We start from the raw sequence: 8,980 nt of genomic DNA, 5'->3' as shown, positions 1-8,980 counted from the left end.
CATGTCCGGCGACGTGTTCGGCAACGGGATGCTGCTGTCCGAGCACATCCGGCTGGTGGCCGCCTTCGACCACCGGCACATCTTCCTCGACCCGGAACCGGACGCGGCCACCTCGTACGCGGAGCGGCGGCGGCTGTTCGACCTGCCCCGTTCCTCCTGGGAGGACTACAACCCGGAGCTGATCTCGGCCGGTGGCGGCATCTTTCCGCGTACCGCGAAGTCGATCCCGATCACGCCGCAGGTCCGTGCGGCGATCGGCCTGGGCGACGACGTCACGCAGATGTCGCCGCAGGACCTGATGAAGGCGATCGTCACCGCTCCGGTGGATCTCTTCTGGAACGGCGGCATCGGCACCTACGTCAAGGCGTCCAGCCAGACCAACGCGGAGGTGGGCGACAAGTCCAACGACGCGATCCGGGTGGACGGGCGCGACCTGCGCTGCCGGGTTGCGGGCGAGGGCGGAAACCTGGGCTGGACCCAGCTCGGCCGGATCGAGTACGCGTTGACCGGTGGCCGGATCTACACGGACTTCATCGACAACGCGGCCGGGGTGGACACCTCCGACCACGAGGTGAACATCAAGATCCTGCTGAACACCGCTGTGGCCGACGGCGAGTTGACCATGGCCGACCGGGACGAGCTGCTCGCCGGGATGACCGACGAGGTCGCGGAGCTGGTGCTGCGGGACAACTACGACCAGGCCCGGGCGATCAACAACGCCCAGGCCCAGGCCGCCTCGCTGCTCCCGGTGCACCGCCGGATGATCAACGAGTTGGAGCGTTCGGGTGGGTTGGACCGGGCGCTGGAGGCACTGCCGCCGGACGAGGAACTGGCGGTGCGCAGCGAGTCCGGGCTGACCGCGCCGGAGTTCGCGGTGCTGCTCGCGTACGTGAAGATCGTCCTGGAGCGGGAGATCCTCACCGAGGGGTTGGCGGACGAGGAGTGGACGACCGAGGTCCTGGTCAACTACTTCCCGACGCCGATGCGTGAGCGGTTCGCCGAACGGATGGGCCGGCACCGCCTGCGCCGGGACATCGTCACCACGGTGCTCGTCAACGAGGCGATCAACCGGGGCGGCATCTCGTTCATCTTCCGGGTGGTCGAGGAGACCGCGGCCAGCGCCGCTGACGTGATCCGGGCCTACGTGGTGGTCAGCGAGGTGTTCGGCCTGCGCGACCTGTGGGACGCGGTCGAGGCGCTGGACAACAAGGTGGCGCCCGAGTTGCAGACGAGTGTCTACCTGGACACCCGTCGGCTGCTCGACCGCGCGGTGCGGTGGCTGGTCTCCAACCGGCGCTCGCCGATCGACGTGCCGGCCGAGATCTCCCGGCTGCGCGACGGTGTCACGCGGCTGTTGCCAGGGCTCGAGGAGCTGTTCTACGGCAACGAGCGGCAGGGCATCGCCGCGCACATGGACTCGATGACCGAGCGTGGGCTGCCCCGCGAGCTGGCCGAGCGGGCGACCCGGCTGATGTACAGCTTCGGTCTGATGGACGTGGTGGAGACCGCCAACTCCAGCGGACGGGACGTCAGCGAGGTGGCCTCGGTCTACTTCGTGCTGTCCGACCTCTTCCGGGTGGACTCCCTGCTGTCGAAGATCTCCCTGCTGCCTCGGGAGGACCGCTGGCAGACGCTCGCTCGGATGGCGCTGCGCTACGACCTGTACGCCGCGCTGGCCGCGCTCACCGCGGAGGTGCTCGACTCCACCCCGGACGACCTGCCGCCGCATGAGCGGGTGCAGCAGTGGGAGCAGTCGAACGCGACCTCGATCCACCGCGCCCGCCGCGCGATGGGGGAGTTCGACGAGTCGCGGGCGGATCTCGCCGCCCTCTCGGTGCTGCTGCGCCAGATCCGCACCCTGGTGCGGACCTCCGCAGCCGCCTGAGTCAGGTACGCCGGACGCGGTCCGGCCGATCGGGTCGCCCCGATCGGCCGGACCGCTCTCGTTTCGTCGCGGGTCACGCCGCCAGGGTGGCGAAGACGACGATGTTGTCCGGGTAGCTCTTGGCGACCTCGTCGAACTGACCGCCGCAGGTGACCACCCGCAGGCTGGGCCGGTCGCTGGGTCCGTACACCAACTCGGTGGGGAATGCTGTCTTCGGGTACGACGTCACCGAGTCGACGGTGAAGGTGGCGGGCACGCCGTCGGTCCGTCGCACCGTGATGGTGTCGCCCGGGACGAGAGCGCCCAGGTCGAAGAAGACGGCCGGGCCGAGCACCGCCGAGTCCACGTGCCCGACGATCACCGCGTTACCCGTCTCGCCCGGGCTGGCGCCCGGCTCGTACCAACCGGCCTTGTCGGCCTGGTCCAGCGGGGGGACCTGGACGGTGCCGTCCGGGTTGGTGCCCAACGACATGATCGTCGCGGCGACACCGATCCGGGGAATCTCGATGGTGGTCGGCGCGGAACGCGCCAGCCCGGCCGGGGCGTCCCCGACCGGCTGCCCGTCGGGCGCTGCGTTGTCTGGTGTGCTCGCCGGTCGGGTGGCCTCGGGGCCGGCCTGGGCCAACGGCTGCGGCGGTCGGGGAGCGGGCGTGGTCTTCAGGGAAGCGCCGATCATGCCGGCACCGATCATGGCCATGGTGACGACGACGGCCGCGCCGGCGGCACGCCACGGTTTCCCGTGACGGCCGCCGGCCCGTGTCGTCGACACGTCAGACGAGCGAACCATCGGTCCGCCGACGACGCATCAGCACGATCCCGCCCAGCGCGGCAGCGCCGAGCAGGCCCGCCCCGCCGGTAGCCAGGCCACGGTCGGTGCCGGTGCTGGCGCCACCGTCACCACCGTCGACACCGCCGTGCGGCAGCACGACGAGCTCGCCCTCGCCGCACGAGCCCTTGAGCTCGTAACGACCCGGCTTGGCGTCCTTGTCGACCTTGGCCTCGCCGTAGTAGACGAACTCGCGCTCCTTGTCCCAGCTGCGCTCGTCCGAGCCACGGTCCTCGGACTCCCAGCCCTTGTCCGAGCCGTACTCGTCGGAGCCGCGCTCGTCGGAGCCGTAGCTGCCGCGCTCGTCCGAGCCGTACTCGTCGGAGCCGTGGCCCTTGTTCTCCCAGCCCTTGTCCGAGCCGTACTCGTCGGAGCCGCGCTCGTCGGAGCCGTAGCTGCCGCGCTCGTCCGAGCCGTACTCGTCGGAGCCGTGGCCCTTGTTCTCCCAGCCCTTGTCCGAGCCGCGCTCGTCCGAGCCGTGGCCGTTGGACTCCCAGTCCTTCTTGCCTTCGTCCTTGGAGTCCCAGTCCTTCTTGTCGCGGCTGTCGTCCGCGTCCTGGCCGTGCTCCTCGCCCTTCCAGTCCTTACCACCCTCGTCGGCGGCAGCGTCGGCGGCAGCGCCGCCACCCTGGCCGCCGGGCTGCGGCTTGTCCTTGCCGTTCTCGTCCTTGCCGTTCTCGTCCTTGCCGTTCTCGTCCTTGCCGTGCTCGTCCTTGCCCTTGTCGTCCTTGCCCTCGTGGTCCTTGCCCTTGTCGTCCTTGCCGTGCTCGTCCTTGCCGTTCTCGTCCTTGCCCTCGTGGTCCTTGCCCTTGTCGTCCTTGCCGTTCTCGTGGTCGCGGGAGTCCTCCTCCTCGCCCCACTTGCGGTCCTCACCCCGGTCGTCACGCACCGGCTTGAGCTTGACCTTGCCGGTGACCTTGGACCACACGTACGCGTGCTCCTGCCGATCCGGGCAGATCTCGAGGAGCTTGACCTCTTCGCCAGCCTTGACCACGTGCGGCTTGGCGTAGACCTTGCCGTCGCGGTCCTTGCCGCCGTCGTGGTGACCGTCGGCGAACGCGATCCCCGGCGCGAACACCAGGAGCGACGCGCCGCCGAGCGCGGCGCCCGCTACGACCTTCCCGAGCATCTTCTTAGCCATGACCTGCGTCACTCCATCCCTGTTGTCCTGAGCCCGGCAACAACCGAGCTAAGACCGACGTTAGACCGTTTCATGACTTATGAAGTGAAAGATTCGCGTTTTGACACTTGCTCCGGGTAGGTGCTGAAGAGGAGCTAAGCGGCTTTCGGCACTCTGAGTGCCGCCTCAGGCTTCAGACGTCTGTCGCGGGCGATGCGCGGCCGTCTGGGATGCGTGTGGTCAGCCCTCGCAGGCCGTCCGGTAGCAGTGGACGTCGCCCGTCGCGTGCCGACCGGGCGGATCCGGGGGTATCGTCCGAAACGGGAACAGCGCTGATCTCCGCCGCGACGCATCGAGGCATTGCCATGGAAGCGCTCCCATGCAAGAATCGGCGAACGCGGTTCGGAGAGCCATACCGCGCAGGCAGGGAGTCGAGGGCACCGGTTCACCGGGCGACATCCCGCCGAAGGATCGGCCGCTGCACCGGTCGGTCACGCACCACCACCACCCTCGCCCGTCCGGGCCGGGCACCCCCCGAAATCCCGTTGGCGCCGGCGGCCGTCCGTCACAGGACGCTCACCGGGCCGTCTCGCCGGGCCGTACCAGAGCCCGGTCTCGCCCAAGGAGATCAGTGGCATGAATGTGTGGAGAAGGCTGACCGGCCCACGCCGGGCCCTTGCGCTCGCCGGCGCGGGCGCCCTGGTCGCCGGTGGGCTGGTGACGATTCCGGTTACCGCGGCGCAGGCCGCGACGCAGTGCGACATCGCGTACACGACCAATGACTGGCAGGGCGGCTTCACCGCCAACATCACCATCAAGAACCTCGGCGACCCGGTCAACGGCTGGACCCTGGGCTGGACCTTCCCCAACTCCAGCCAGCGGGTGCAGCAGGGCTGGTCGGCCACGTACACCCAGTCCGGCAGCCAGGTCACCGCCCGGAGCATGTCCTACAACGGCAACCTCGGCACGGGCGCGTCGACGACCCTGGGCTTCAACGGCGCGTGGAGCGGCAGCAACCCGAAGCCGACCTCGTTCACCCTGAACGGCGTGGTCTGCAACGGTGGCACCACCACCCCGCCGACCACGACGCCGCCGCCGACCGACCCGCCGCCCACCACCACCCCACCCCCCACCGACCCGCCGCCCACGACCAACCCGCCGCCCGGCACCAAGGTCGACAACCCGTACGCCGGGGTGCGCGGCTACGTGAACCCGGAGTGGAAGGCGAAGGCGGACGCCGAGCCCGGTGGAAGCCGGGTCTCCAACAACCCCACCGCCGTCTGGCTGGATCGGATCGCCGCGATCAACGGCACGCCGGACAGCAGCTCCAACGGCGCCTTCGGGGTGAAGGACCACCTGGACGAGGCGCTGCGCCAGGGCGCCGGCTACATCCAGTTCGTCATCTACAACCTGCCCGGCCGGGACTGCTCGGCGCTCGCCTCCAACGGTGAGCTGGGCCCGGACGAGCTGCCGAAGTACAAGGCCCAGTACATCGACCCGATCGCCGCGATCCAGGGCCAGTCGAAGTACAGCAGCATCCGGATCATCAACATCATCGAGATCGACTCGCTGCCGAACCTGGTGACCAACACCTCCGGCCAGCCCGGCGGCACGGTCATGTGCGACACGGTCAAGGCCAACGGCGCCTACGTCAACGGCGTCGGCTACGCCCTCGCCAAGCTGGGCGCGATCGGCAACGTCTACAACTACATCGACTCCGGGCACCACGGTTGGCTCGGTTGGGACAGCAACTTCAACCCGTCCGCCGAGATCCTGAAGACCGCCGCTGTGGCCTCCGGCAGCACTGTCAACAACGTGCACGGCTTCATCACCAACACCGCCAACTACTCGGCGCTGCAGGAGCCGTACTTCAAGGTCACCGACAACGTGAACGGCCAGACGGTGCGGCAGTCCAAGTGGGTCGACTGGAACTACTACGTCGACGAGCTGTCGTTCGCCCAGGCGTTCCGGAGCAAGCTGGTCTCGTTGGGCTTCAACTCCAACATCGGCATGCTGATCGACACCTCCCGCAACGGTTGGGGCGGCTCCGCCCGGCCCACCGGCCCGGGCGCGACGACCAGCGTCGACACGTATGTCAACGGTGGCCGTATCGACCGACGGCTGCACCTCGGCAACTGGTGCAACCAGGCCGGTGCCGGTCTCGGTGAGCGGCCTCGGGTGGCCCCGGCCACGGGTATCGACGCCTACGTCTGGGTGAAGCCTCCGGGCGAGTCGGACGGCTCCAGCAAGGAGATCCCGAACAACGAGGGCAAGGGCTTCGACCGGATGTGCGACCCGACGTACGGCGGCAACGCCCGCAACGGCAACAACCCGTCGGGTGCCCTGGCGGACGCGCCGATCTCCGGTGCGTGGTTCTCCGCCCAGTTCCAGGAGCTCATGCGCAACGCGTACCCGGCTCTCTGACCGGAACGCTTTCACACCAACCCGCCGCCGGCAGTAGGTGAGGCACTGCCGGCGGCTGGTTCCCCCCGGGTCCCCGGCCCGACCGCTCTGGTCGGGTCGGGGACCCCCCTTTTGTGCTCAGGTCAGGGCACGGTGCGCTCGATCGCCGCCTGGCCCTGCTCGGCCAGGTCGCGGCGCGCCTTGTCCAGGTTCGCCGGGGTGAGGTCCTGTCCACGGGCCAGCACCAGGTCCTCCGGCTCCCACTGTTGCTCCGCCCCGGTGCGGATGTTGTCCCCGCCGGCGCCGGTGCCCGTCCCGGTCGCCCCGGTGCCGGCAGCGTACGGGTCGCCGATCAGGTCGTCGGTGTCCGGCGCGAGGTCGTCCGGCCGGCTGTGGGGTTCGGCGAAGGCCGGGTTGTCCTGGTCCGGGCCGCCTCCGGTCCGCAGCTGCGTGACGGTGATGTCGTCGTCCACCGCCGAGGCCACCTCCGGGCTCTCCTCCAACGGCGGTTGGCGATCGCGATCGGTCATGGTGCTGCCTCCTGTGTCCGACACGGTGCCTGATTCCCTCGCGTACCCCCTCGTGCCGCCCTCATGCCGCCCGGCCCGGCGGTCAGCTGCCGGGCTGCTGCTCGTTGGGGGCCGGCGGCTCCGCCGGGCGCAGCCACTGCCAGAGCAGCATGAGCAGGCCGAAGGCGAGCATCGTCAGCCCGGCCCACAGGTTGATCCGGACACCTTCGGCCTTGTCGATCTCGGCCCCACTGTCGAAGACGCCGATCAGCGTCACGATCACCCCGTACGCGACGAAGAGGCCACCGATCACCCGGCGGATGTCGAACAGTCGGGCGGCCGCGGAGCGCCGCTGTTCCGCCTGCGTCTCGTCGATCAGCGGGTCCTTCGCCGGCTGGCCGTCGTTGCTCATCAGCCCAACCCCTTTCCTAGAAGACCGGGATGTAGAAGAGGGCGGCCAGCGCGACCGCGATCACGCCGAGCAGCACCGGGGAGCGGTACCAGACAGCGTCCCCGGCGAGCACGTCACCCTTCAGGTCGACGCCGCCGATGCCGTACACCAGCCCGCGCAGTTCCTCGTCGCGCTTCGGGGCGGTGAGCGGGGTGATGATCGCCGCGACCACCACCGCCGTGACGAACGCGAGACCGGCGCCCCAGAAGCTCTCCTCCAGGTCCGAGTTGAAGTGGATCACTCCACCCTTGTAGAGCAGGTAGAGGCTGAGCGACACCAGAGTGCCCAGCAGCAGCGACCAGAAGCCGGCCAGCGCGGTCATCCGCTTCCAGAACATGCCGATGATGAAGGTGGCGAACAGCGGCGCGTTGAAGACGGAGAAGAGCGCCTGGATGTAGTTCATGATGTTGCTGAACCCGGCCGCGATGAACGCGGTGCCGATGCCGATCACCACTGCGGCGACCGTCGCCCACCGCCCGACGCGCAGGTAGTACTCGTCCGAGCGGTCCCGACGGACGTACGCCTGCCAGATGTCGTAGGTGAAGACGGTGTTGAAGCCGCTCACGTTGGCCGCCATGCCGGCCATGAACGAGGCGAGCAGGCCGGTGACCGCGACCCCGAGCACGCCGTTGGGGAGCAGGTCGCGCATCAGCAGCGGGATGGCGTTGTTGTACTGCAGGTCGCCGCTCTCCGCGCCGAGCCCCTTCACCGTGACCAGGGCCACCAGCCCGGGGATCACCGTGACCAGGGGGATGAACAGCTTCGGGTACGCGGCGATGATCGGCGTACGCCGGGCGGCGCTCATGTTCTTCGCCGAGAGGGCCCGTTGCACCTCGGCGAAGTTCGTCGTCCAGTAGCCGAACGACAGCACGAAGCCGAGGCCGAAGACGATGCCGATCCAGTGTGCGCCCAGGGGGTTGGCCGTGCTGCCGGTGTCCTGCCACGCGTGCAGGCCCGCCTCACCGAGCTTGGTGTCGCCGACCGCGTCCATCAGGCCGTTCCAACCGCCGACCTTGACCAGGCCGATCACGGTGACCGGGATGAGACCGGCGAGAATGACGAAGAACTGGAGCACCTCGTTGTAGATCGCCCCGGACAGACCGCCGATGGTGATGTACGCCAGCACGATCGCCGCGCCGACCACGATCGCCGTCCAGAGCGGCCAGCCGAGCAGCGCCTGCATGACCAGAGCCAGCGCGTAGAGGTTCACCCCGGCGATCAACACCTGGGCGACGGCGAAGCTGAGCGCGTTCAGCAGGTGGGTGGGGCGGTTGAACCGCAACCGCAGATACTCCGGGACGCTGCGGACCTTCGAGCCGTAGTAGAAGGGCATCATCACGATGCCCAGGAAGACCATCGCCGGCACCGCGCCGATCCAGTAGTAGTGGACCGTCATCACGCCGTACTGGGCGCCGTTCGCCGCCATGCCGATGATCTCTAGCGCGCCCAGGTTCGCCGAGACGAAGGCGAGACCGGTCACCCAGGCCGGGAGGGACCGGCCGGAGAGGAAGAAGTCGACGCTGGTCCGGATCGCCCGGCGGGCGGCGAAGCCGACGCCGAGGACGGTCACGAAGTACAGGGCGAGGATCAGGTAGTCCAGCCCGTTCATGTTCAGCCGAAGACCGTCGCCGTCCATGCCGTCACCCCTCGTCCCGACCTCCGCGCGATTTACCGCGCGGCCTATTACCCCGGGCGCGCGGTTTCACACCCGTTGGACTAATCCGGCGAGTTACGGCCTGATCGGGCGCTCTGACAACACGGGGGCGCCTCGGCCGATCGGCCGAGG

At 69.1% G+C, this 8,980-nt stretch carries 7 protein-coding genes; 2 read left to right on the top strand and 5 right to left on the bottom strand.

Features of this window, described 5'->3' with window-relative positions:
* Nucleotides 1–1,885, top strand: a 1,885-nt coding sequence (locus tag ACWCO3_RS26360; RefSeq protein ID WP_450012574.1) for an NAD-glutamate dehydrogenase domain-containing protein, incomplete at its 5' end; no start/stop codon positions are given.
* A gap of 73 nt (nucleotides 1,886–1,958) precedes the next feature.
* On the opposite strand, the gene ACWCO3_RS26355 is transcribed toward ACWCO3_RS26360, so the two are convergent.
* On the bottom strand, nucleotides 1,959–2,654 hold the full coding sequence (locus ACWCO3_RS26355; RefSeq protein WP_145779242.1) for a class F sortase: 696 nt from the start codon (nucleotides 2,652–2,654) through the stop codon (nucleotides 1,959–1,961).
* Nucleotide 2,655: 1 nt separating this feature from the next.
* The gene (locus tag ACWCO3_RS26350; RefSeq protein ID WP_450012570.1) at nucleotides 2,656–3,852 is read right to left on the bottom strand and encodes a hypothetical protein; all 1,197 of its coding nucleotides are present in this window, start codon (nucleotides 3,850–3,852) and stop codon (nucleotides 2,656–2,658) included.
* 615 nt (nucleotides 3,853–4,467) lie between these two features.
* Between ACWCO3_RS26350 and ACWCO3_RS26345 the strand changes: the two genes are divergently transcribed.
* Nucleotides 4,468–6,255, top strand: coding sequence for a glycoside hydrolase family 6 protein (locus ACWCO3_RS26345; protein WP_145779244.1), 1,788 nt, complete (start codon nucleotides 4,468–4,470; stop codon nucleotides 6,253–6,255).
* Nucleotides 6,256–6,377: 122 nt separating this feature from the next.
* Here ACWCO3_RS26345 and ACWCO3_RS26340 read toward each other — a convergent pair whose 3' ends face one another.
* From ACWCO3_RS26340 to ACWCO3_RS26330, 3 genes are all read right to left on the bottom strand, one after another.
* Nucleotides 6,378–6,764, bottom strand: coding sequence for a hypothetical protein (locus ACWCO3_RS26340; protein ID WP_357930178.1), 387 nt, complete (start codon nucleotides 6,762–6,764; stop codon nucleotides 6,378–6,380).
* 82 nt (nucleotides 6,765–6,846) lie between these two features.
* On the bottom strand, nucleotides 6,847–7,155 hold the full coding sequence (locus ACWCO3_RS26335; protein ID WP_145779246.1) for a hypothetical protein: 309 nt from the start codon (nucleotides 7,153–7,155) through the stop codon (nucleotides 6,847–6,849).
* A 16-nt stretch (nucleotides 7,156–7,171) separates the two neighbouring features.
* A complete protein-coding gene (locus ACWCO3_RS26330) occupies nucleotides 7,172–8,830 on the bottom strand; it encodes a sodium:solute symporter family protein (protein ID WP_145779247.1) in 1,659 nt (552 codons plus the stop codon).
* Between the last annotated feature and the right edge of the window lie 150 nt (nucleotides 8,831–8,980).

The organism is Micromonospora sp. NPDC002411 (assembly GCF_053592955.1).
The sequence above is the reverse complement of the archived record's forward strand: the minus strand, read 5'-3'. Positions and strand labels throughout refer to the sequence as shown.